Here is a 23,007-nt window from a genome sequence, read left to right as displayed (position 1 = left end):
CCATGGATCTGTTATTGAAAGCGGCACTGGGTGCCGCCGTGGTGGTGATTCTCGCCGCACTGGCCAAGACCAAGAACTATTACATCGCTGGGCTGGTACCGTTATTTCCGACCTTCGCCCTGATTGCCCACTACATTGTCGGCAAGGGCCGTTCGCTGGACGACCTGAAGACCACCATTGTGTTTGGCATGTGGTCGATCATCCCCTACTTCGTCTACCTGGCGACCCTGTACGTGATGGTCGACAAGATGCGCCTGGAAGCATCGCTGGCGGTGGCCGCCGTGGCCTGGTTGATGGCCGCGACCGTGCTGGTCAGCGTCTGGGTCAGGGTCCACGCCTGAGACGTCAGAGCAGGTTGATCCCGCGCACTGGCTCGATCTGCGCCCAATGCGAAGTGTCCTCGCGGTGCTGCCGCAGATAGGGCAACACCGCTGCCAGCAACGGCGCCTTGAAGGCTTCCTGGAAGCGATGGGCGAGCCCCGGGATGAGTTTCAACTGGCTGCCCTGGATGTGCGCCGCCAGATGAATGCCGTGCATCACCGGCAGCAATGGATCGGCGGTGCCATGCACCACCAGGGTCGGCACTCGCAGTTGATTGAGCAACGTGACCCGGCTCGGCTCGGCCAGGATCGCCATGATCTGCCGCTTCACACCTTCGGGATTGAACGCCCGGTCATAGGACTGCGCCGCCTGCTGCAGCAACGCCTGGCGGTCATCAGTCACTTGCGGACTGCCCAGCGCCGCCAGCAAGTCAGCCTGCTGCTCCAGCGCTACCTCGCGGTTCGGCGCGCTGCGTCGCGAGAGCAACTGCACCAGCGCCGCGTTGGGTGCCGGCAAGCCTTCGGCACCGGAACTGCTCATGATCAATGTCAGGCTTTCAACCCGTTGCGGCGCCATCGCAGCCACATGCTGGGCAATCATCCCGCCCATGCTCGCGCCCAGCACGTGGAACTGTTCAATGTGCAGGCCGTCCATCAAGCCCAGGGCATCGTCCGCCATGTCGGTCAGGGTATAAGGCGCCGAAACCGGCAGGCCGAGCTTGTAGCGCAACGCCTCGAAGGTCAGGTTGGCGCTGGCCGGAGCCTGGCGCCAGGTCGACAAACCGACGTCGCGGTTGTCGTAGCGGATCACCCGAAAGCCCTGCTCACAGAGCGCGACCACCACCTCGTCCGGCCAGTGGATCAACTGCCCACCGAGGCCCATCACCAGCAGCAATGCCGGATCCGAGGCCCGTCCGATGCTCTGGTACGCCAGGCTGAGCTGGGCCAGATCGACGCGCTCGACAGGAACGTTGACGTCGCAACGCGAGGCCGCCAGAGCTGGCAGGCCGAACAACAGCGCGGCTAGAAAAAAGACTTTTGAAAAGAAACCAGCACCCATGAAAAAACACCGAAACGCAGAACCCCAGTAGAGCGCGAGTCTGATGATGTTTGTTCAAGCGCGCTGCCACAGTTGCGTGACAGTTTGATGAAGGGCGCCGAACGGTCATGGCCGACAGCGATGTCGACCATGACCAATAACCCTGTTACGCCAGCTGAGTACGCAACTGCCTCGCCGCCGCCACCATGTTCACCAGCGCCGCTTCGGTCTCCGGCCAGGCGCGGGTTTTCAGGCCGCAATCCGGGTTGACCCACAAGCGCTCGGCCGGGATGCGCTGCACGGCCTTGGTCATCAGCTTGACCATCTCGGCGGTGTCCGGCACCCGTGGCGAATGGATGTCGTAGACGCCTGGGCCGATATCATTCGGGTAGTCGAAGGCCTTGAACGCTTCCAGCAGCTCCATGTCCGAACGCGAGGTTTCGATGGTGATCACATCCGCATCCATGGCGGCGATGGCTTCGATCACATCGTTGAATTCGCTGTAGCACATGTGGGTGTGGATCTGGGTTTCGTCCCGCACCCCACTGGCGCTCAAGCGGAAAGCCTCCACTGCCCAGTCCAGGTACTCCTGCCATTGTGCGCGGCGCAGCGGCAGACCTTCGCGGAACGCCGCTTCGTCGATCTGCACAATCTTGATCCCGGCCGCCTCCAGGTCCTGCACTTCGTCACGCAGCGCCAGGGCCAGTTGTTGCGCCTGGACTTTGCGCGACACGTCTTCACGGGGGAAGGACCACATCAGCATGGTGACCGGGCCGGTGAGCATGCCCTTCATGATCTTGTCGGTCTGCTGTTGGGCGTAGCTGATCCACTCGACAGTCATGGCTTGCGGACGGCTCAGGTCGCCATAAATGACGGCAGGTTTCACGCAGCGTGAACCGTAGCTCTGGACCCAGCCGAACCGGGTGAACAGGTAGCCATCGAGTTGCTCGGCGAAGTACTCGACCATGTCATTGCGCTCGGCCTCACCGTGCACCAGCACGTCCAGCCCAAGGCGCTCCTGTACCTGCACGGCGTGGCGGATTTCGTGACGCATGGCATCGGTGTAATCGTTGGCCGAAAGCTTGCCTTGCTTGAATGCCTGACGCGCCAGGCGAATCGACCCCGTCTGCGGGAACGAACCAATGGTGGTGGTCGGAAAAGCCGGTAACTTCAGACGGGCACGCTGTTGCTCAATACGTTGGGCAAAGGCTGAATGGCGTTGACTGTCAGCAGCCGTCACCGCACTGACCCGCGCCTGCACCTCGGCCTTGTGAATCCGTGGCGACTCGGCGCGACTGGCGGCAATCGCCCGGCTTTCGGCCAGCGCCATTTGCACCTTGGGCGCTTGCGGATCGTTCAAGGCATCGCGCAGTACCGCAATTTCGCCGCACTTCTGCACGGCGAAGGCCAACCAGCTTTTCAATTCCGGATCGAGCTTGTCTTCACGCTCCAGATCCACCGGGCTGTGGAGCAGCGAGCAGGAACTGCTGACCCACAGGTTGTCGCCGAAACGCTCCTGGGCAAATTGCAGTTGCGCCAGCACCGGCTCCAGCTCGCAGCGCCAGACGTTGCGCCCGTTGACCAGGCCGACCGAGAGAATCTTGTAGGTCGGCAGGCGATCGAGCACATGCAGCAGTTGGTCGGGGGCACGCACGGCGTCGATGTGCAGGCCCTGCACCGGCAGGCCGACCGCCAACCCGAGGTTGTCCTGCAGGCCGCTGAAATAGGTCGCCAGAAGCTTTTTCAGCGGCGAGTACTGGAGGATGTGATAAGCGCGTTCGAAGGCGCTTTTCCAGGCCTGCGGCAAATCGAGGGTGAGGATAGGTTCGTCGATCTGCACCCACTCCACGCCCTGAGCGGCCAGGCGGCCAAGGATCTCGTTATACAGCGGCAGCAAGCGCTCCAGCAGGTCGAGCTTGTCGAAGGCGTTGCCCTTGGCCTTGCCCAACCACAGGTAAGTCAACGGACCGATGATCACCGGCTTGACGGTATGGCCCAGGGCCTTGGCTTCCTCGACTTCATCGAACAGTTGTTCCCAGCTCAGGCTGAACTGCTGGTCGGCGCTGAACTCCGGGACCAGGTAGTGGTAGTTGGTGTCGAACCACTTGGTCAGTTCCTGGGCGTATTGCGCCGTACCGTGTTCGGCGCAGCAGCCGGTGGTAGCACCACGGGCCATGGCGAACAGGGTGTCGAGGGTCGGCAGGCCGCGCTCGTCGCGGGTGCTGTCGAAACGCTCGGGGATCACCCCGAAAGCCAGCGAATGGCTCAGCACCTGGTCGTACCAGGCAAAGTCGCCGACTGGCAGCAAATCGATACCGGCGTCTTTCTGTAACTGCCAGTGGCTGGCGCGCAGTTGCCGGCCGACGCTGTGCAGGGCCTGCTGGTCGAGGTCGCCCTTCCAGTAGGCTTCGAGGGCTTTTTTCAGTTCGCGGTCGGCGCCGATGCGTGGAAAACCGAGGGTGTGGGCCAAGGCCATGGTGAATTGCTCCCTGTAAAAGATGGCCTATTGTCGACAGCCGACCCATCATGAGACAAACTCAACGTTTTCGTGTTGAACATAAAATTTATTCATGGAGGCCACGGTGCTCGAAATCCGTCACCTGAAGACCCTGCACGCCCTGCGCGAAGCCGACAGCCTTGTCGAAGCCGCCGAACGCCTGCACCTGACCCAGTCCGCCCTGTCCCATCAGTTCAAAGAACTGGAAGAGCGCATGGGCATGCCGCTGTTCGTGCGCAAGACCAAGCCGGTGCGCTTCACCAGCGCCGGCCTGCGCCTGCTGCAACTGGCCGATGCGACCCTGCCGCTGCTGCGCGCCGCCGAACGCGACATCGCGCGACTGGCCGGCGGCACGGCCGGGCGCCTGCACATGGCCATTGAATGCCACAGTTGCTTCCAATGGCTGATGCCGACCATCGACCAGTTTCGCGACGCCTGGCCGGAAGTCGAACTGGACCTGGCCTCGGGCTTCTCCTTCGCCCCGCTGCCGGCCCTGGCCCGTGGCGACCTCGACCTGGTGGTGACCTCCGACCCGCTGGAACTGGCCGGGATCACTTACGTGCCACTGTTTACCTACGAAGCGATGCTCGCCGTGGCCAACCAGCATCGCCTCGCCAGCAAGCCCTTCATCGTCGCCGAAGACCTGCTCAGCGAAACCCTGATCACCTACCCGGTGGAACGCGACCGCCTGGACATCTTCACCCGCTTCCTCGAACCGGCCGACATCGAACCCGCGCAAGTGCGCACCTCCGAGCTGACGGTGATGATGATGCAACTGGTCGCCAGCGGCCGCGGCGTCTGCGGCATGCCGCACTGGGCGCTGCATGAATACAGCTCACGGGGCTATGTAAAGGCCAAGCGCCTGGGCGAAAAAGGATTGTTCGCCACCCTGTACGCGGCAATCCGCACCGACATGCTCGATGCGCCTTACATGCGCGACTTCCTGCTGACGGCCAAGGACACATCGTTTTCGACGTTGGATGGGGTTAGTGTGGTGCGTTAAGAGCAGGGGCAAGATGACAGCGGCAAGCTAAAGCGTGACTCGTAGGGCTTTAGCTTGCCGCTTGAAACCGCTCTCAGCGCTTCTGCTCAGAGAGCAGGCGAACCGCCAACCCCGCCAACACCGCCCCCATGAAGTAACGCTGCACCGCCAGCCACGTCGGGTTGTTGACGAACCACGAGGCGATACCCGCCGCGAACAGGGCGATCAGCAGGTTGACGGTGAAGCTCACGCTGATCTGGGTCAGGCCCAGGGCGATACTCTGGAAGAAGATCGAGCCGTATTCCGGATTAATGAACTGCGGGAACACTGAAAGGTAGAACACCGCAATTTTCGGGTTTAGCGCGCTGGTGAAAAAGCCCATCAGCATCAGCTTGCGCGACGAGTCCGGCGGCAATTGCTGGGCCTCGAACGGCGAGCGCGCGCCGGGTTTGACTGCTTGCCAGGCCATCCACAACAGGTACAGCGCCCCTGCCCACTTCAGTACCTCATACGCCATCGGCACCGCCAGGAACACCGCGGTCAAACCGGCGGCAGCGGCGAACAGGTGCACGAAGAAGCCCGCGACCACGCCAATCAACGACGTCACGCCCGCCTTGCGACCCTGGCAGATCGAGCGCGAGATCAGGTAGATCATGTTTGGCCCCGGTGTCAGGACCAGCAACAGCGAGGCAGCGGCGAAGATCAGCAAATCGTGGACAGGAATCATCACGTCATCCTTGTGAATGAACAGTCAGGCTGGGGTCTGTAACGAGTTGCAATAAAACGGCAGGATCAGGTCACGCGTCAAGGGGGCCAGCGGTACCTGAGTCTCTTGATGCGGGTCGAGCCACAGCACCTCTTCGATCTCTGCTTCAGGGCTGACCGCCTGCTCGATCGGCAACAGGAACACCTCGGCCTCGACGGTGAAACCGGGCTCGTTCGCCGCCGGCGCGGCAAACGCTCCCAAATAACTGGCCTGGGCCGGATCAACGATCAGCCCGAGTTCCTCCTGCAGTTCACGCACTAGCGCCTGCAGCGGTTGTTCATGGGCTTCGATCTTGCCACCAGGCTGCATGAACGCCTCAGTGCCCCGCTTGCGCACCAACAGCGTACGGCCATCCCCAGCGATCAACAGTGCGGCGGCGATGCGGATAGTGCGCGATGAAACAGTCATGGCGGAGTGAGCCTCAAGGCAAAAAGCGCAAGGATCACATGCGCGTGACAGCAGCGCCACCTTCGCTGGATTGCCCCAGCGGACCGGGTGGGCCAGTATGTCGAGCTAGATGGCATCAGGCCCACGACGCCCGAATGCCCTTTGCAGCGCTATCCTCAGGGTGCCCAGACACTTCACTGGCGCTGCACTCCACCGAGTCCGAACCCAAGGAACCCGTATGAGCCTGTCACTCCTGAGCCGCTACGCCTTCTTTGCTGTCTGTGTAATCTTCACCCTCGCCAGCCTGCCCTTTCTCGAGTACGACTGGATCTGGCCGCTGACCCTGGTCACCGGCGCGCTGAGTCTGCTGGGCATTTTCGATCTGCTGCAAAGCCCCCACGCGGTGCGCCGCAATTATCCGATCCTGGGCAATATCCGCTATCTGGTCGAAGGTATTCGCCCGGAGATCCGCCAATACCTGCTGGAGTCCGACAGCGATGCCCTGCCCTTCTCTCGGGCGCAGCGCTCGCTGGTCTACTCACGGGCAAAAAACGAAAGCGCTGACAAACCCTTCGGCACCCTGATCGATGTCTACCAGTCGGGTTTCGAATTCATCGGCCATTCGATGCGTCCGGCGCCGCTGACCGACCCGGACAGTTTCCGGGTGATCGTCGGCGGTCCGCAGTGCAACCAGCCGTATTCAGCGTCAGTGTTCAACATCTCGGCCATGAGCTTCGGCTCCCTGAGTGCCAATGCCATTCGCGCGCTGAACCAGGGCGCCAAACTCGGCAACTTCGCCCATGACACCGGCGAAGGCAGCATCAGCCCCTATCACCGCGAGCACGGCGGCGACCTGACCTGGGAACTGGGCAGCGGCTACTTCGGTTGCCGCACCGCCGAGGGCCGTTTCGACCCAGAGCGTTTCGCCGCCCAGGCGCAGACCCCGCAAGTGCGGATGATCGAAATCAAGATGAGCCAGGGCGCCAAACCCGGCCACGGCGGCATCCTGCCCAAGCATAAGGTGACCCGCGAGATCGCCGACACCCGTGGTGTGCCGATGGGTGAGGACTGCGTGTCGCCGTCGCGGCACAGCGCCTTTTCCACGCCGATCGAAATGATGCACTTCATCCAGCAACTGCGTGAGTTGTCGGGTGGCAAACCGGTGGGCTTCAAGTTCTGCCTGGGTCACCCGTGGGAGTTCATGGGCATCGCCAAAGCCATGTTGGAGACCGGGATTCTGCCGGACTTTATTGTGGTCGACGGCAAGGAAGGCGGCACCGGCGCCGCGCCCGTGGAGTTCACCGACCACATCGGCGTGCCGTTGCGCGAAGGCCTGCTGTTCGTGCACAACACCCTGGTCGGCCTGAACCTGCGAGACAAGATCAAACTCGGCGCCAGCGGCAAGATCGTCAGTGCGTTCGACATCGCCAGCGTGCTGGCCATCGGTGCCGACTGGGCCAACTCGGCGCGTGGCTTCATGTTTGCCATCGGCTGCATCCAGTCGCAGTCCTGCCACACCAACAAATGCCCGACCGGCGTCGCCACCCAGGACACCCTGCGCCAGCGCGCCCTGGTGGTGCCGGACAAGGCCCAGCGGGTCTACAACTTCCATCGCAGCACCCTCAATGCGCTGGCGGAAATGCTTGCCGCCGCCGGCCTCGAACACCCTTCGCAACTGTCCGCAAAGCACCTGGTACGGCGCATGTCAGCCACCGAGATCAAGCTGTTCTCGCAACTGCACGTGTTCCTCAAGCCCGGTGAGTTGCTGACCGGTGAAGTGAGTGGCGAGTTTTACTCACGGATGTGGCAGATGGCCCGGGCTGATAGCTTCGAGCCCAACGACATCGCCGCCTGACGCGTCATCAACGCCCCGTCGTCGCCGGCGACGGGCTTCAACATCAAGGAAGACCCATGCTCAAAGTCATCGCCGAAGACTTCATCCAACCCGAACACATCGAGACCGTGCGCCCGTGGTACGCCGAACTGGTGGAGAAAACCCGCCAGGAACCCGCGTGCATCGCCTACGATCTGTTTGTCGACCAGCGCGACCCGGGGCATTTCATCTTCATCGAACAATGGCCGGACCAGGCGGCGCTCGATGCACATTGCCAGACCGAGCACTTCCGGCGGTTGGTGCCGCAGATCAATCGGCATCAGGCGCGAGAAGGTGTGGTGGTGTTGATGGATGGATTCAGCGCTCAGCGTTCGGAATAAACAGCCGCGCCTCGATGTCACCGCCATCGATTGTCTGCGTCTGTTTCCAGCCTTTGGGGAATGTCACGGTATATATCCTTGGATTCTTGTGGGCCACCCACCAGACTCTTTTCGCAACGGGCTCCAATGCCGAGACATCGCTGAAAAAAATCCAGTCCAGGCGCTGAGGAATGACCAACCAGCCGCCATAGGCGAGCGGCCCGCTGGGCTTTCCGCTGGGCAACCTGGACACATAAAGCCGTGGCTGAATCCCGGTGTCGTTGTAATAACTGAACGGCAAATACCAGAACAAGTCATCTATGACGATTTCATCTCCCGCCTGAAACTCGCGCCTTATCCCCTCGGCAATACTGTCCAGCCTGACCATTTTGCGCGGTAGGGTGCCGTTCAGTCCGTCCTGTTGCGCATACACGCGCTGCAGTCCACTCCACTGTGCGGCTGCGAATAGACACAGGCACAACAGCGCAGCGATAGGCCAGCGTGCAGCGATTCGATCCAGAGTGATGGCAACCAGCATCGGCAGGCCGACGGCGGCAAACACCAGGTATCTGGGGATGAAAATCGGCACCGCCCATGACAGCAGGAACACCACAACAACCGGCACGAAAAAATAAGCGACCAGCAGCAGCGCCGAACGCCGATCAATACGCCGATCAGTCAATACCCGGACAGCGCAGACAATCATCAACGCCGATACGATCAATCCGCCCCACCATCCGCCTTCGGCGGGCGTTGTCATTACCGTGCTTTGGCTGATGAAATCTGGCAACGTCTGCCACGTCATCGGCGGGATCCACTCCAGCCCCTTCATTGTCCGCGCCTGCTCAACAAAGTTCGGCAACCAAGGCATATAAAGCAAGACAATCGCCACATTGACCAACAACCATCTGCGCACCGGCAGCAACACCGGTTCGCCACTGCCCAGCCCAGACCAATACAGCCAATGCACCAGCACACACAGCGCGGCAAAGTAGTGGGTGTAAAAGGCCGCTGCCATCAGCAGCACATACAACAATGGATAACGTCTGGAGTACGGCTGTCGCCCCCAACACACCAACACGACCGTGGCCGCCATCAGCCACAGGCCGAGCAACGTGTACATGCGCACTTCCTGGCTGTAGCGCACGGCAAGCGGCAGCAGTGCGAACAACACGCCTGCGATCAGTGCGGCACGCCGACTGACCAGCAAGCTCATCAGCTTGATGCACAACAGCAGCGTTCCGACATCGGCGAGCGCGCTCAGGCTGCGTACCGACAGCACGCTGCGGCCCAATAGCGCCGTCCAGTAGTGCAAGACCACGTAGTACAACGGCGGATGCACATCGCCCGCCGTGGTGGTCCAGATCAGCGCGGGCGAACGCTGGCTCAACAGCAGGCTGAAGCCTTCGTCATACCAGATCACCGGCTCGGTAATCCCATGGAACCTGGCGAGCAATGCCAGGCCAACCAGCCCGATCACCCCCATGCGATGCAGCGTCCAGCGCTCGATCATCACGACACCCGCCTCGCCTGTCCCTGCGTTCATACAATCCGTTGCAGCACAGCCTTTTCAGTCGTTTCAGAGCTGCGCCTGACGATGTCCTTGACCACATACCGCGGCCGATGCTTGGCCTCGATATAGATGCGTCCGATGTACTCGCCGAGGATGCCGATGCCGATCAACTGCACCCCGCCGAGAAACAGAATCGCGGTCATCAACGACGGGTAGCCGGGCACGCTGTTGCCGAAGAAAATCTTGTCCAGCACCATGTACACCGCGTAGAGCACGGCAAAAATCGAGATCGCCCCGCCGACGTAGCTCCACAGGCGCAGCGGGACGGTGCTGAAGGAGGTCACCCCTTCCAGCGCCAGGTTCCACAGTTTCCAGCCGTTGAACTTGCTGCTGCCGGCCACTCGTGGGGCGCGCTGGTACTCCACCACCACCGTGTTGAACCCTGCCCAGGACAGCACGCCTTTCATGAATAGCTGGTGCTCGGGCAAGGTGCGAATCACGTCCACTACCTTGCGGTCCATCAACCGAAAGTCGCCGACGTTTTCCTCGATGCGGGTGTAGGAAATCCGATTCAACAGCTGATAGAACAGGCTGGCACTGTGGCGTTTCAGATAGCCGTCACTGGCTCGATCCCGACGCTTGGCCAACACCACGTCCGCGCCTTTGTGCCACGCTTCGACCAACTGCGGGATGACGTTGATCGGGTCCTGCAGGTCGACATCCATCGGGATCACCGCGTCGCCCGTGGCGTACTCGAGGCCGGCGAACAGCGCCGGCTCCTTGCCGAAGTTGCGCGAGAAATTGATCGCCACTACCTGGTCATCGACCTGCGCCAGGGCCGCAATCTGTTGCGCGGTGCCGTCGACGCTGCCGTCGTTGATAAAGACGATCTCCACCTCGGCATCATCCAACTGCAACTCGCGACGCACAGCGTGATAGAACAGCGCGATGGTCTGTTCTTCGTTGAACACCGGAACCACCAGCGAGATCTTCATGCGGCATGCTCGCGAAACACCACGTATTTGGAAATGAAGAAACCCAGCACCAGGCTCAGCGCCGAAAACAGCGCCACCGTCAGCAACCCATGCAAGCGCCACAGATCACCCAGATGGCCGACGCCGTAGCTCAATGCGCCCATCGCCGCCATGAACAGCAGGTAACCGCCCACCGACAGCTTGTGGTCGAAGGTGTACAGCGCATTCATGTAGAAGGAAAACGAGGCGGCAACGCAGAAGGCGATGAGATTGCTGCGTGCCTGGCGCCAATCGAGCGCGACACTGAGCAGGAAAAAAACCTGCCAGTGAATGAGGGTGTTGGCGACGCCAATCACCGTGTAGCTGGAAAAACCTTTCCACACCTGTCCCATGGCGACACCCCCGCTTGCACAAGGCCCACCCTCGCTAAAGATATTGAGCGTGTCTACTGTCAGAAATCACAGGTGCAAATGCCTTTCGGACCAGCGGTATCAGCCCCCTGAAAGGCATAAAAAACCCCGATCATCTCGACCGGGGTTTTTTATTACCGCGCGACAGGCTTACGCCGTCTGACGCACTGTAGCTTGGGACACACTGGTCGGATGCAGCTTGAAGGCATAGAACAGCACGGTCAGCAGCACCAGGAACGCCGGGCCGACGTACAGCGCGATGCGGGTCTCAGGGAAGTACGCCATCAGGCCCACCACCAGTACCAGGAACGCCAGCGCCAAGTAGGAGCTGATCGGGTACAGCCACATGCGGTACTTCAGCGCCGCACGCTCAGAGGCGCTCAGGCCCTGGCGGAATTTCAGTTGAGCCAACAGGATCATGACCCAGGTCCAGATCGCGCCGAAGGTGGCGATGGCAGTGACCCAGACGAAGACTTTTTCCGGTACCAGGTAGTTCAGCAGCACGCCCAGCAGCAGCGCGCCGATCGACAGCAGCAAAGCACGACGCGGCACGCCGTTGCTCGAAGTCTTGGCAAACCCGGCCGGGGCCTGACCGTTCTGCGCCAGGCTGTAGAGCATGCGGCCGGTGCTGAAGATGCCGCCGTTGCAGGACGACAGCGCGGCCGTGATCACCACGAAGTTGATGATGCCGGCGGCGGTCTTGATGCCCAGGCGCTCGAAGGTCATCACGAACGGGCTGCCCTGGGTGCCGATTTCGTTCCATGGGTAGATCGACAGGATCACGAACAGCGCACCCACGTAGAACAGCAGAATCCGCCAGAACACCGAGCCGATCGCATCGGGGATGGTCTTCTGCGGGTTCTTCGCTTCACCGGCAGTCAGGCCGATCATCTCCACGCCCAGGTAGGCGAACATCACCATCTGCAGGGACATCAGCACGCCTTGCACGCCATTGGGCATGAAGCCGCCATGGGTCCACAGGTTGGAAATGCCCAGGGCCACGCCGTCGTTGCCGAAGCCAAAGGCAATCACCCCGATACCGCCCACGACCATGGCGACGATGGTGACAATCTTGATCAGGGCGAACCAGAATTCGAACTCACCGAACGCCTTGACCGCGATCAGGTTGATCGAGCCCATGCTGATCAGCGCAGCGAGCGCCCAGATCCAGCGCGGCACATCGGGGAACCAGATGCCCATGTACACCGCCACCGCGGTAATTTCCGCCACGCAGGTCACCAGCCACAGGAACCAGTAGTTCCAGCCGGTTAAAAACCCCGCCAATGGGCCCAGGTAGTCTTGCGCGTAACGGCTGAACGAGCCCGCCACCGGGTTGTGCACCGCCATCTCGCCGAGGGCGCGCATGATCACCAGGATCGCCAGGCCACCGATGATGTAGGAGAGCATGATTGCCGGGCCGGCCATTTCGATGGCCTTGGCCGAACCGAGGAACAGACCGACACCGATACAGGCGCCAAGCGCCATCAAGCGAATATGCCGTTCGCCGAGTTCGCGTTTGAGCGGGCCGCCTTGAGCGGTCTCGCCGTGGGGCTGGTGATTGCCGACTGGCATAGGGGTACAACCTCGTCTTGTTATTGGATATGACCACCGAGTGTCAAAGCCCAGACCGATAAGCCTGGGCTTGCTAAAACCGGATCCACTTCGTGGGTAGAACCGTCCTGTAGGACAAAACCTGCAAGATCAGCGGGGGGCGCAGTATAAAAAGCTTGTTGCAGTTATTTTCACTCTATAAACGACGAAATTCAGAAAGAACTCTCGGAAAATTCCGCTCCTGCAGAGCGGTATTTACTGTGTTTCATCGTTTTTCAAGCTGCCAAACGGCGCGGAGTATTGCACAGCCCAGTGCGAGCGTCATGCCCCTACCTAGGCCGTATTTACCCGTTGGACCGCTCTGGGATGGGGCTTCCATGAGGGTTTGACGAGGAGCCGGTCGAAAATTCTGCCGTTACAAATTTTTCACCCCGCGCCACCAGCGTCTAAGCTTCAGGCAAGTCCGATCAATCTGCGTGAATGGATCAATCGACTATGGGCGCTCTGTGGCAAACCGATTCGAGTAAACCTGTGGTGCCAACTGAAAGCGTGGACGAAGCGCCTCTACCGAAAAAAAAGCCTCGTGGTCGTTTTGTCTGGCGGTCATTCTGGCTATTGCTGGTGATCATTCTGATCGTGCTGGGATTCGCCATCGAAAAAGAAGTCCGCACCTCACGTTTCCAGGCCCGCGAGTTCAGCCGCTTCGCCGCGTCATTGAGTTATTCGATGCACCCTGGACCCAGCGATTCGATTTTCTATCCGGGTGCCGGTCCTTTCGATAAACGCCTGGGCTACAGTGCCTTGGGTGAATTCCTTCCGCGCCTGCTCAAACGCGACTACGTCATCACAGAGCAAACCCGCTTCTCGCCCAAGCTGCTGGAGTACAGCGAGAACGGATTTTTCGTACCCTACGCTGAGAAGATCCAGGCCGGGCTGTCGATTACCGACTGCACCACCGCCCCGCTCTACCAATACAAATATCCGCAACAGCTGTACGCGGATTTCGCCTCGATCCCGCCACTGGTGACCCACAGTTTGCTGTTCATCGAGAACCGCGACCTGCTCGACCCCAAAGAGCCGAAATCCAACCCCGCCGTAGACTGGCCACGCTTTGCCAAGGCGGCCTGGTCGCAGGTGGCGAAGATGCTGCACCTGCCCGGGCAGACCGCCGGCGGCAGCACCCTGGCTACGCAGTTGGAGAAGTACCGGCACTCCCCGGATGGCCTGACCGTGTCGGGCGGCGAAAAAATCCGCCAGATGATTTCCGCCAGCGTGCGCGCCTATCAGGACGGACCGCAAACCCTCGGCGCCCGGCAAAACATCGTGCGCGATTACCTCAACAGCGTGCCCCTGTCGGCGGTGCCGGGCCACGGTGAAGTGCACGGCATGGCCGAAGGCTTGCGCGTCTGGTACGGCGCCGACTTCAATCAGGTCAACCAGGCGCTGGCCAGTGAGGCCACCGATCCGCAAAGCCTGGCACAACGCGGCCTGGCCCTGCGTCAGGTGTTGTCGCTGATGATTGCCCAGCGGCGACCTTCCTATTACCTGACCAAGGGCCGTGACGATCTGGCCGACCTCACTGACAGCCACATTCGCCTGCTGGCGCAGAATGCCGTGCTCAGCCCGGCCCTGACCGCTGCGGCATTGACCAGCAAAGCCACGTACCGCGACTGGGTGCAGCAACCGACCATCCAGCCGATTGAAACCAACAAAGGCATCAGCGTCGCCCGCAGCCGCCTCGCCTCGATGCTCAATCGCCCACTCTACGACCTCGACCGCCTCGACCTGTCCGCCACCAGCACCTTGCAGGGTGATCTGCAAACCCAGGCCAGCGACTACCTCAAGCGCCTCGCCGACCCGGCCTTCGCCTCCCAGATCGGGCTGATCGGAGAACGCCTGCTGACACCCACCAGCACCGCACAAGTTCGCTACAGCTTCACCTTGCTCGAACTGACGGCCGATGGCTCGCGGGTACGGGTGCAGACCGACAGCACCGACCAGCCCTTCGACATCAATGAAGGCAGCAAGCTCGAACTGGGCTCCACTGCCAAGCTGCGGGTGCTGACAACTTACTTGCAAATCATTGCTGAACTGCACGACAAATACGGCAACCTGCCCCCCGCCGAACTGAAAAAAGTCGAGATCGCCGACCAGGACCGCCTGAGCCGCTGGGCCGTCGACTACCTGATCCAGAACAACGACCGCAGCCTGAGCAAAATGCTCGGCGCGGCGCTGGATCGAAAATACTCGGCCAGCCCCGGCGAGGCGTTTTTCACCGGCGGCGGCCTGCATACCTTCCACAACTTCCGCAAGGAAGATAACGGCCGCCTGCCGACCCTGCGCGATTCGCTGCGCGAGTCGATCAACCTGCCCTTTATCCGTCTGATGCGCGACCTCGTGCGTTACACCACCTACTCCGGTCCGGACAACAGCGGGCAACTGCTCAAGGACGACATCAATCCGCGTCGCCAGGAATACCTGGCGCAATTCGCCGACCGTGAAGGCACCTCATTCCTGCTGAAGTTCTGGAAGAAGTACCAGAAAAAAGATACCCAGGCCCGGCTCGACACCTTCCTCGACAGCATGCACCCGACCGCCATGCGCCTCGCTGCCGTGCACCGTTACCTGTTGCCTGAAGCGCCGCAGGAGAGCTTCAATGCGTTCGTGCGTTCGCACCTCAAGACCCTCAAGGACAAAGACAAACTCACCGACGAACGTCTCGAGCGTCTGTACGCCAACTATGGCCCGGGCGCCTATGATCTGCCCGACCAGGGCTTTATCGCCAAGGTCCACCCCCTCGATCTGTGGCTGATCGGTTACCTGCTCAAGCACCCCGACGCCACCTTCAGCGACATCGTCAAAGCCAGTGTGTTCGAGCGTCAGGAGGTCTACAGCTGGTTGTTCAAGAGTCGACACAAGAGCGCCCGCGACAGTCGTATCCGCACCATGCTGGAAATCGAAGCCTTCCTCGACATTCACCAGCGCTGGCAGAAAGTCGGCTATCCGTTCGATCACCTGGTGCCCTCCCTGGCGACCGCCATCGGCAGTTCCGGCGACCGCCCTGCCGCGCTTGCAGAATTGATCGGGACCATTCTCAACGACGGCGTACGCATGCCGACACTGCGCATAGACAGCCTGCACTTCGCCGCTGACACCCCGTACGAAACCCACCTGACCAACGACCCCGACGTCGGCAAACGGGTGATGCCGTCCGAGGTCGCCACCGCCCTGCGCGAAGCCCTCTCGCAAGTGGTGGACGCCGGCACCGCGAAACGGGTCGCCGGAAGTTTCAAACTGGCCGACGGCACCCCGCTGGCCATGGGCGGCAAGACCGGTACCGGCGACAACCGCATCGAAGCCATCGGTTCCGGTGGACGGATTCTCAGTTCCAAATCACTCAACCGCACGGCGACCTTCGTGTTCTACATTGGCGAACACCACTTCGGCACCCTGACCGCCTTTGTGCCCGGACGCTCGGCGGAAAACTTCAAATTCACCTCGGCGTTGCCGGTCCAGGTCCTCAAGGGCATGGCACCCATTCTTACGCCCTACCTGCAACCGGGCACCCACACTTTGTGCCAGGCTCCCGAGGCGAGCGCGGCGCGATAACCAGAAATCGAACGGCACTCAAGTGTCGTTAACTATATGTTTTTCACTCTTTAATATTAAATGTATCAACTAACAGACTGGCAAAAACCCAGTCTGTATTTGAACTTTTTTTCACCTATCCCTTTACTTAGTCTGTTGCCTCAACATTCAGCAATCGGACAAACACATGCCCATTATTCCGCCGACGCCACTCGCGCCAGGCCTGACTTCACTCGCCTTGAATAACAACAGCAGGCACCACGACTTTATTAAAAAGGCCATTCCGGCCTGGTTGAAAGAGACGTCCCCTGCCCGAGTCAACGAACTAAAAAGTGTTCCACTGCGTATCCCCCAATGGAACAAGGCAGCCCCGGCTTCCGCGCACCTGCGCTTGCAAGGTGCAATCAAGGACCACTGGACCACCCAGAATGGTGTCGACCAGGCACTCAACGGTCTGCAGGACGTCTACGCCTTTGCCGAACCGCTGCTGCAAAAAGCCCTCAAGGATCGCTACGGTGTCGAGGTCAACGTCAAGCAAACCTGGTTGCGACTCTATGCCCCGGCGACCACTTCCTGGTGGACCCATGATTTCGCATCGGCAGTCACCAGCCGCACGATTTCCCTGCTGGACGCGGCACTGCATAACTTCGCAACCAGCGAAAACTTCACCTCTGACTCCGAGTTCATCACCCAACCCGATGCGCGCGGGCACTTCCTGATAAAGCCCCTTAAACACAAGATCAGCATTGAACAGTTCAAGTCACTGTGCCGTGAACTGGATATTGGTGCCCAGTATCAACAACACTTGAAGGCCGTGTTACTGCCCTCGGACAGCGTGGCCAGCAGCACCCTGCAACACAAGATCATCCTCAGTAAGAAGAGCGCGCTGAGTGCCGCCGCTCACTTGGCCCTGATGAAAAAAGACATCAGCCAAAGTGCTTATGAGGTTGTACAAGGCGCCCTCGACAAGCGCAAAAACCTGAAGTGGAACGACAGACCCGTCAGGTATTGCAACCTGGCAATGATGGATACCTCCCTGACCGGAATTATCCTGATGGTTTGTGGGACATCGACCAGCGCTGCGCCCGAGCGCTTGATTGCCTACATACCCCACGACCCGGAACACCCACTCAAGGAGTACGCCTCGTCGATCGAGTTCATGACCGAGCTGACTCGCCAACTGCGAGAAAGCCGGGCACCACAAACACCCGCCTCGACCGGCTCGCCATTGACCCAGAGCTACCAACAGTTCTTCAGCCAGTTCGTGGCGCACGAACAACGGGGGCACTTTTTTTCCCGGCTGAATGAGCGCTTGAGCAAGGTGACCTGGCCCCCCGCCACTCCGGGCTCCAATCTCCCCAGCTGGCGTGAAACGGCGGTGGACAAGCCGGACCTGCAGTTCAGCGTAACCCGCCTGGAAGATGACCGCAGAGGTGCATTCGATGGCGATCTGTGGCGCTACTGCTACCAGCAGGCACTCAACAAAATCCTCAACGATGCCCGGGAAATTGCCATTTCCACCTCATACGTCGACCGCATGGCGCGTTGGGCCTGGTGGGACAACCTGGAAAAAATCCTCTCGGACATCCTCAACGTCGCGTTGTTGGTGGTCACACCCTTTGTGCCGTTTCTCGGCGAGTTGATGCTGGCCTACACCGCCTATCAACTGACCGATGGCGTGGTCGAGGGTGTGGTTGATCTGGCTGAAGGCCACCTGGCCGAGGCTGGCGAGCAGGCCATTGGTGTGTTGGAAAGCGTTGTACAGCTTGGGGCATTCGCAGCCGGTGCCACGCTGGGCAACGTCGCACGGGCGAAGCTCTCGCCATTCTTCGAAGGCCTGAAACCGGTGCAGTTGGCCAACGGTGAGACGCGCTTGTGGAACCCTGACCTCAGTCCTTATCAACGCACCGACGTGGATTTGCCCGCGGACGCCCGGCCTGATGACCAGGGCATTCACCAGCATCAGGGCCGGCGCATCTTGCGCCTGAACGAGCAACACTTCGAAGTGCTGGAAGACCCGGTCACTGGGCAACAGCGCATCCGCCACCCCCGACGCACCGATGCCTACGCGCCAACCCTGCGCCACAACGGCCAGGGCGCCTGGGTCAGCGAAACGGAGAACCCGCGCGAGTGGGAAGGCTCGACCCTGATGCGCCGCCTCGGCCACAGCACCGATACTTTCAACGATGAACAACTGGAGCAAGTTCGCCAGATCAGCGGCACCGATGAAGCCGTGCTGCGCAGGGTGCACGTTGAAAACGCCCCGCCGCCACCGCTGCTGACCGATACCCTGCAACGCCTGTCGTCACCGCCCATTGCACCCGCTGCGATATCCCCAGAGATTGCGCCATTGTTCAGCGAGTTCCCCGAGCTGCCGGCGACCGTTGCAGAGCAAATCCATGCGCGTGCCAGTGCCGCGGAACGTCAGCGGATCACACAAGAAAACCGCCTGCCGCTGCGCCTGAGGACCCAGGCACGAGAGCTGCAATTCGAAACGCAAGCAGTACGAGCGGCCCAGGGTCTGTACCCGAGTGCATCAATCACGCCCGACACCGAGCGCCTGGTGCTGGGCACCTTGCGCTTCAACACCGATACCTTCGGCGACCTGCGCCTGGAAATTCGTCAGGGAACATTCGATGGCGAGCTGCGTTACAGCGTCGGCCCCGATGACGCCACGCGGGTGCGAGTACTGATTCGCGACGAGGCCGGGCAGTATCAGGTGCGTGATGGCGAGGATCAGCCGATCCATGAAGCGGATGACTTTTTCGAAGCCGTGCTGCAGGCCACGCAAGAGAATGGACGCACTGCCCTGGGCTACAAATCGGGTGACGCGGAACAGTTCAGGCAATGGGTCATGCTCAAGTCGGCAGCGCCCAGCGAACGCCGGACCGTGCTTGCCGACCCGCCGATTCGACCGATGGCCGAACTTGAAACGATGCTGTTGGTGCGGGGCGGTGGGCTTAGCAGGGACGGCCAAACCGTGCATGAGCGCATTCATGATCTTTATCCGCACTTTAGTGATGCCGAGGTCGATACGTTTGCCAGTGCCCTGATTGAAAGGGGTGAGCCAATGCAGTTTCTGGAAGAGCAAGAAAGTGTTCTCAACGAGCTGAACGATGTGCTCATTCGCTGGAATGCAACGTTTTACGATGAGGAGGGTGCAATGGGTTCGCCAGTAAACGGGATCCGGGGACACATTGCCGATCGCTTGCGCGACTGTTTCAACCGAAGGAACACCCAATTCGGTAGTCGTACCGATCCGCATGGCTATGCGCTCGATCTGTCACACAAGGAGTTTCTGTTGCCTCTGAATCTGCAGTCCGAATGGCCCGAACGGCAGCAGCTACAAAGTTTTCTGAACAAGGTCACGATTCTGAAACTCGACAACACCCGTTTTTCCGCCAAAGCCAACGGCTTGCTGAAAGACTTCCCCAACCTGCGCGAACTCAGTGCCAGTCGATGCAACCTGACGAGCCTGCCGGAACACCTCGGTGCCATGCACCGGCTCGAACGCCTACGCTTGAGTGACAATGAGATCGTGCTGGACACCCGTGCCGTCGAGCAACTGAAACAACTGACCTACCTGGAAATCCTGCGCCTGGATGAGAACCCCTTGGGCAGGGTTGTCGACATCTCACGCATGCCCCGGCTGAAGGTCGTAGGGTTGCGGGACACGGTCACTACCGCCTGGCCTGAAGGTACGCTGAGCAAAACCAGGCCCCGCGGTTTTCTGCTGGATCTTAGAGATAACCCGATCAGCCTGATTCCCGATGTGGTTCCCGGCTCAGCGCAGGCCTGGGTCGTGGCGCGTACCCGGCTGGATGTCGGCAACCTGTCGGAGTTAAACCAGGTTCGCTATCAGGCGATCCGTCGCTCGGTGCAACTGCCCCCGGAACCCATCGTGCCCTCCAACAGCCTGGCCGACTGGGTGGTCAACTCCGACTACAGCGCGCGCCACTGGAACGATGTACCCGGCTGGGGCGTCGAGCGGGCCAATCTGTGGGCGGAGCTGGTCGATGAGCCCCAGGCCGAGCGTTTCCTGAACGTGCTGCTCGATACCCGGCTCTCTGCCGACTACAAAGCCGGTGGCCAGGCCCGAGATCAACTGGTGCAGCGTGTCTGGCGCATGCTCGATGCGGTCTACGTCGACACGTCGCTGCGCGAAAAGCTGTTCACCATGGCCATCGCGCCGGTGGATTGCGCTGATGCCGGGGCGCAGTTGTTCAATCACATGGGCATCCACGTGCTCGCCTACGAGGCCCATGCGTATACCACCGACCCGGCGCAGCTCGAACAGAAACTGGTGACCCTGGCCAAAGGCGCCGCACGGCTGGAACAGGTTAACGACATTGCCCGTGCCGATGTCGCCAGCCGTGGCGGCAACCCGGACGAAGTCGAGGTCTACCTGGCCTATCAAACCGGATTGGCAGAGCGTCTCGACTTGCCCTGGCAATCGAAGGGTATGCTGTTTCGGCCGGTGTCCGGTGTCACCGACGCAATGATCGATCAGGCCTATGACACGGTGCTCAGCCTGGGCGAAGGTGATGGCCTGGTCGATCGAATGCTCGAACAGGACTTCTGGCAAACCCATTTGAACCAGCGCTATGCCAGCCAAATGGACACCAATAAAAGTCGCTACCAGCGCCTGTCGGATCAACTCGACACCTTGCGCGATACACAGCGCCAATGGGTCGAGTCGAACACTGAAATCCAGCGCGGCGCATTGCGCAGCCAGCTTCGGGAACTGATGAACGACCTGCCGGCACCGGACACGGTAGTTTTTGCCGATGAGCCGTTCAGCGATGCGGTTTTCGACCGATTACTGGTCGACCTGGGCGACGCCGAGAAGGAACTGTCGAGACGCTTGACCCGCACAGCCATGAGTCGCGCCGGCCAGTAAAAGCACAGCCGTGAGCGTCAGACACCTAGGGTGCTGGATGTGCGGACCTCAGATTTCCGAATCCCAGATCACGGTGACCTTGCCCTTGTAGATGGGACCGGCACCCGGCGCCAACATGAATTCCATCTGCCGTTGCGGCACTTCGAAATGCAGGGTGCCCGGCGCCCGGTCGACGTAGAAACCCGGCTGCAAATACAGCGCATTGGCCTCGCCCGCGCGCAGCCGTCGGTGCCTCACGGGTTGCCCGCTCATGTCCGTCAGACCATTGGGCAGGGTGACATAGAGTTGTAGTTCCACACCTCGCTTGGAGACCCGGTCATCGAGCAGGCAATCGTATACAGTGCCCCACCACTCACATTCCATGTACATCTTGAAACGCGAGGAGGCCGAGATATTGAAGGTCTGGTCACGGAACAATCGCGCCGGTTTGCGCCCCGCCTGCAACCAGCTCTGCCAGCCACCGGCCGGGACCAACTCGACCTTTTCACCTCCGGGCGGGATATCGACCTTGAGCGTATGTTGCACCTCGAGATTGAAGTTCATGGCCAACACCGGACTGCTCGGCAACATGACATCGCCAAAGTCGAAGTCGCCGTTGGGGCCGACGGTATAGGTCAACGAGCCCGTGTAATGACCGGCCAGCATGCCCAACGGATTCGGCGTGACCAGCTCATAGGAAAAGTCCAGAAAGTCGTAACGCAGCCACGGCACAGTGAATTTCGCCTGTTTGTTACACGCGGCCACCACCGGGGTTTTCCAGAAAAAACCGTAGTAGTTGGTAGCGTAGTAACCCACCCCACTATAAACACATGGCGTCGGGGTGTTTACCCAGCTCGATCCCCAGAGGAGGTTGTGCGCAAGCCTGTAATCGTCGGCCCCTCCGACCAACTCCATCACGTCCTCTGTCACGTACCTGGAGCCCACGCCGGTAATGCGCATTTGTACCGTCTCCACCGCTCCAGACTCATGACGAACCGTCAGATCACGCCATTGCGCCGGCACCTTGAAGGTTGCGCCCTGGCGCGGCGACGCATGGTTGGCCGCAATCGCTCGACTGGAGTTGAACTGAATGGGCACTTGCAGGCTGAACGTCTGGTTTTCAACACATTGCCCCGGATATTGCTGGCAATACCCACTGAGTGGCGTGGTGTTCTTGAATTGGTTGAGATGTGGATGAGCCGAATCAGGCTTGAACAACGCCGTGATGGAAACGTCCTGCGCCAAGGCCTGGGGAATCAGCCCCCACACCATCAAAAGACGCCAAAACCAGGAAAACTTCGTTGAACACAAAAAATCTTTAGCGCTCATCTGCACCCATCTCCGATAACCCCGCCCGGTTCCCTGGGTGGGTCGATATTCACTCGCACTCACGTTTTTTTTATCCCTGCAGAACTGCGATCAGGGCGCGGCGGCGCTGAAAATCAGCAGGACCGTTCCGTAGTAAGTGCCCGCCTTATAGCCACCGGCCGGCACCTTCGGCTGGATTTCCAGAGGAAATCGCCCGCCTGCCATGGCCTGCGCCGCCGACACCACTTCACGTGGCATGGGCTCGTGGCTCAGCTCTTGGCCGTTGAAGCTGACGCGCAAGTAGATGTTCTGGTCTTCACGCCCGTTGAACAGATAGGGCTCGGCGTCCAGCCGCGCTTCGATCGCACCGGTGTCGTGCTTGACGTCGAAATTCTTGCGCAACCCTTCCAGCTTCGACGTGTTGATATTCCACGCCAGGGCCTGCTCCAGATGAATCCAGTTCGTCTCGGCCGGTATCACGTAAAAGCCCAGGGTCGGAATATCCACCCACACCTCGAACGTGCGCTCCTCCCGTGCCGCGAAAACCTGGGCACACGTCATCACGCCCACACAGAGGGCGATGGCCGATTGCTTGATCAT

At 60.5% G+C, this 23,007-nt stretch carries 16 protein-coding genes; 6 read left to right on the top strand and 10 right to left on the bottom strand.

All coding sequences use genetic code 11. The annotated features are described in order from the left end of the window. The first annotated feature begins 2 nt into the window (after nt 1–2). Nucleotides 3–341, top strand: coding sequence for a GlpM family protein (locus NR126_RS06295; protein WP_027619709.1), 339 nt, complete (start codon nt 3–5; stop codon nt 339–341). Between the two features lie 4 nt (nt 342–345). On the opposite strand, the gene NR126_RS06290 is transcribed toward NR126_RS06295, so the two are convergent. Beyond that, nucleotides 346–1,380: an alpha/beta fold hydrolase gene (locus NR126_RS06290; protein WP_105753917.1), complete on the bottom strand. Its 1,035-nt coding sequence runs from the start codon at nt 1,378–1,380 to the stop codon at nt 346–348. A 145-nt stretch (nt 1,381–1,525) separates the two neighbouring features. Further along, on the bottom strand, nt 1,526–3,835 hold the full coding sequence (metE, locus tag NR126_RS06285; RefSeq protein ID WP_256829900.1) for a 5-methyltetrahydropteroyltriglutamate--homocysteine S-methyltransferase: 2,310 nt from the start codon (nt 3,833–3,835) through the stop codon (nt 1,526–1,528). Between the two features lie 106 nt (nt 3,836–3,941). Here metE and metR point away from each other — a divergent pair, with 106 nt between their 5' ends. Continuing rightward, nucleotides 3,942–4,859: a transcriptional regulator MetR gene (gene metR, locus NR126_RS06280; RefSeq protein ID WP_027619706.1), complete on the top strand. Its 918-nt coding sequence runs from the start codon at nt 3,942–3,944 to the stop codon at nt 4,857–4,859. Nucleotides 4,860–4,932: 73 nt separating this feature from the next. Here metR and NR126_RS06275 read toward each other — a convergent pair whose 3' ends face one another. Then, nucleotides 4,933–5,565: a LysE family translocator gene (locus NR126_RS06275; protein ID WP_256829899.1), complete on the bottom strand. Its 633-nt coding sequence runs from the start codon at nt 5,563–5,565 to the stop codon at nt 4,933–4,935. A gap of 24 nt (nt 5,566–5,589) precedes the next feature. Continuing rightward, complete coding sequence (locus tag NR126_RS06270; protein ID WP_027619704.1) at nt 5,590–6,012, bottom strand: NUDIX domain-containing protein; 423 nt, start codon at nt 6,010–6,012, stop codon at nt 5,590–5,592. 217 nt (nt 6,013–6,229) lie between these two features. On the opposite strand from NR126_RS06270, the gene NR126_RS06265 reads away from it, so the two are divergent. Further along, the gene (locus tag NR126_RS06265; RefSeq protein WP_256829898.1) at nt 6,230–7,846 is read left to right on the top strand and encodes an FMN-binding glutamate synthase family protein; all 1,617 of its coding nucleotides are present in this window, start codon (nt 6,230–6,232) and stop codon (nt 7,844–7,846) included. Nucleotides 7,847–7,902: 56 nt separating this feature from the next. Beyond that, nucleotides 7,903–8,205 carry a putative quinol monooxygenase gene (locus NR126_RS06260; RefSeq protein ID WP_027619702.1) on the top strand — a complete coding sequence of 101 codons (303 nt, stop codon included), beginning with the start codon at nt 7,903–7,905 and terminating at the stop codon, nt 8,203–8,205. Here the strand turns inward: NR126_RS06260 and NR126_RS06255 are convergent. From NR126_RS06255 to NR126_RS06240, 4 genes are all read right to left on the bottom strand, one after another. Further along, on the bottom strand, nt 8,183–9,730 hold the full coding sequence (locus NR126_RS06255; protein ID WP_105753920.1) for a glycosyltransferase family 39 protein: 1,548 nt from the start codon (nt 9,728–9,730) through the stop codon (nt 8,183–8,185). The two genes, NR126_RS06260 and NR126_RS06255, sit on opposite strands and share 23 nt — an antisense overlap. Continuing rightward, nucleotides 9,727–10,692: a glycosyltransferase family 2 protein gene (locus NR126_RS06250; protein ID WP_051550562.1), complete on the bottom strand. Its 966-nt coding sequence runs from the start codon at nt 10,690–10,692 to the stop codon at nt 9,727–9,729. The genes NR126_RS06255 and NR126_RS06250 overlap by 4 nt, the downstream gene beginning before the upstream one ends. Next, nucleotides 10,689–11,063 carry a GtrA family protein gene (locus NR126_RS06245; RefSeq protein ID WP_256829897.1) on the bottom strand — a complete coding sequence of 125 codons (375 nt, stop codon included), beginning with the start codon at nt 11,061–11,063 and terminating at the stop codon, nt 10,689–10,691. The genes NR126_RS06250 and NR126_RS06245 overlap by 4 nt, the downstream gene beginning before the upstream one ends. A gap of 168 nt (nt 11,064–11,231) precedes the next feature. Then, nucleotides 11,232–12,653 (bottom strand): amino acid permease, encoded by a 1,422-nt coding sequence (locus NR126_RS06240; RefSeq protein ID WP_027619699.1) that lies wholly within the window; start codon nt 12,651–12,653, stop codon nt 11,232–11,234. A gap of 474 nt (nt 12,654–13,127) precedes the next feature. Here NR126_RS06240 and NR126_RS06235 point away from each other — a divergent pair, with 474 nt between their 5' ends. Both NR126_RS06235 and NR126_RS06230 read left to right on the top strand, forming a co-directional pair. After that, nucleotides 13,128–16,241, top strand: a complete 3,114-nt coding sequence (locus tag NR126_RS06235; protein WP_256829896.1) for a transglycosylase domain-containing protein — start codon at nt 13,128–13,130, stop codon at nt 16,239–16,241. A 166-nt stretch (nt 16,242–16,407) separates the two neighbouring features. Beyond that, a complete protein-coding gene (locus tag NR126_RS06230) occupies nt 16,408–21,120 on the top strand; it encodes an NEL-type E3 ubiquitin ligase domain-containing protein (RefSeq protein ID WP_256829895.1) in 4,713 nt (1,570 codons plus the stop codon). A gap of 48 nt (nt 21,121–21,168) precedes the next feature. Here the strand turns inward: NR126_RS06230 and NR126_RS06225 are convergent, their stop codons facing one another. Together NR126_RS06225 and NR126_RS06220 are read right to left on the bottom strand one after the other, a co-directional pair. Beyond that, on the bottom strand, nt 21,169–22,371 hold the full coding sequence (locus NR126_RS06225; RefSeq protein ID WP_256350837.1) for a hypothetical protein: 1,203 nt from the start codon (nt 22,369–22,371) through the stop codon (nt 21,169–21,171). A gap of 147 nt (nt 22,372–22,518) precedes the next feature. Further along, nucleotides 22,519–23,007 (bottom strand): CS1 type fimbrial major subunit, encoded by a 489-nt coding sequence (locus tag NR126_RS06220; RefSeq protein WP_256829894.1) that lies wholly within the window; start codon nt 23,005–23,007, stop codon nt 22,519–22,521.

This window comes from Pseudomonas sp. Pse1, from assembly GCF_024519635.1.
Lineage (GTDB): Bacteria > Pseudomonadota > Gammaproteobacteria > Pseudomonadales > Pseudomonadaceae > Aquipseudomonas.
Note: the sequence above shows the minus strand (reverse complement) of the source record. Positions and strands in the feature narration are given on the sequence as shown.

Bases quoted from the DNA above. Each gene is read 5' to 3' on its own strand.
- NR126_RS06255 (WP_105753920.1), bottom strand. From the start codon at position 9,730: ATGAACGCAGGGACAGGCGAGGCGGGTGTCGTGATGATCGAGCGCTGG.
- NR126_RS06240 (WP_027619699.1), bottom strand. From the start codon at position 12,653: ATGCCAGTCGGCAATCACCAGCCCCACGGCGAGACCGCTCAAGGCGGC.
- NR126_RS06295 (WP_027619709.1), top strand. From the start codon at position 3: ATGGATCTGTTATTGAAAGCGGCACTGGGTGCCGCCGTGGTGGTGATT.
- NR126_RS06265 (WP_256829898.1), top strand. From the start codon at position 6,230: ATGAGCCTGTCACTCCTGAGCCGCTACGCCTTCTTTGCTGTCTGTGTA.
- metE (WP_256829900.1), bottom strand. From the start codon at position 3,835: ATGGCCTTGGCCCACACCCTCGGTTTTCCACGCATCGGCGCCGACCGC.
- NR126_RS06290 (WP_105753917.1), bottom strand. From the start codon at position 1,380: ATGGGTGCTGGTTTCTTTTCAAAAGTCTTTTTTCTAGCCGCGCTGTTG.
- NR126_RS06250 (WP_051550562.1), bottom strand. From the start codon at position 10,692: ATGAAGATCTCGCTGGTGGTTCCGGTGTTCAACGAAGAACAGACCATC.
- NR126_RS06235 (WP_256829896.1), top strand. From the start codon at position 13,128: ATGGGCGCTCTGTGGCAAACCGATTCGAGTAAACCTGTGGTGCCAACT.
- NR126_RS06260 (WP_027619702.1), top strand. From the start codon at position 7,903: ATGCTCAAAGTCATCGCCGAAGACTTCATCCAACCCGAACACATCGAG.
- NR126_RS06225 (WP_256350837.1), bottom strand. From the start codon at position 22,371: ATGGTGTGGGGGCTGATTCCCCAGGCCTTGGCGCAGGACGTTTCCATC.
- NR126_RS06230 (WP_256829895.1), top strand. From the start codon at position 16,408: ATGCCCATTATTCCGCCGACGCCACTCGCGCCAGGCCTGACTTCACTC.
- NR126_RS06220 (WP_256829894.1), bottom strand. From the start codon at position 23,007: ATGATCAAGCAATCGGCCATCGCCCTCTGTGTGGGCGTGATGACGTGT.
- NR126_RS06245 (WP_256829897.1), bottom strand. From the start codon at position 11,063: ATGGGACAGGTGTGGAAAGGTTTTTCCAGCTACACGGTGATTGGCGTC.
- NR126_RS06275 (WP_256829899.1), bottom strand. From the start codon at position 5,565: ATGATTCCTGTCCACGATTTGCTGATCTTCGCCGCTGCCTCGCTGTTG.
- NR126_RS06270 (WP_027619704.1), bottom strand. From the start codon at position 6,012: ATGACTGTTTCATCGCGCACTATCCGCATCGCCGCCGCACTGTTGATC.